Origin of the sequence: Bacillus sp. YC2 (genome assembly GCF_019891195.1) — a bacterium.
In the GTDB taxonomy this organism is placed as follows: domain Bacteria; phylum Bacillota; class Bacilli; order Bacillales; family Bacillaceae; genus Bacillus.
In genome coordinates this window covers 1-604 of the sequence record NZ_JAHXDO010000035.1, presented here as the reverse complement: position 1 = coordinate 604, position 604 = coordinate 1, and the positions used below count along the sequence as shown (strand labels likewise).

General features: G+C 31.6%; 1 protein-coding gene. It reads left to right on the top strand.

Features of this window, described 5'->3' with window-relative positions; translation table 11 throughout:
• Positions 1-593, top strand: a 593-nt coding sequence (locus KY305_RS19780; RefSeq protein ID WP_223063938.1) for a LysE/ArgO family amino acid transporter, incomplete at its 5' end; no start/stop codon positions are given.
• Positions 594-604: the final 11 nt, after the last annotated feature.

Below are 604 nucleotides of genomic sequence, written 5' to 3'. Positions count from 1 at the left end.
TTGTATTAGCTTTTGGTTTAATCCTTCCCCTTGGTGCTCAAAATGTTTTTGTTTTTAACCAAGGGGTATCCCAATTAAAATTCAGGAACGCATTGCCCGTAATCATTACAGCATCTCTTTGCGATACATTTCTAATATTATTTGCAGTTTTAGGTGTATCTTTAATTGTATTGACCATACCAATTTTAAAAACAATAATATTCAGTGTAGGATTGATTTTTTTAATTTACATGGGCTGGTCTATTTGGAAAAGTGATTCAGCAAACTTAAGCAAAAAAGAATCAGCAATGCCAATGAAAAAACAAATTATGTTTGCTCTTTCAGTGTCCTTATTAAACCCTCACGCAATTATTGATACAATTGGCGTTATTGGAACCAACTCATTGAGTTATTCGGGCTCAGAAAAAATAGCATTCACTGCAGCCTGTATAATTGTTTCTTGGATTTGGTTTTTAAGTCTTGCAATAGTAGGACGTATAATAGGCAATATAGATTCTGATGGGACATTTTTAAGAATTATAAATAAGATATCTGCATTAATCATTTGGGCAGTAGCAGTTTACATAACAATTCAGTTAGTTCAATCATTTTAAATAACAAAACT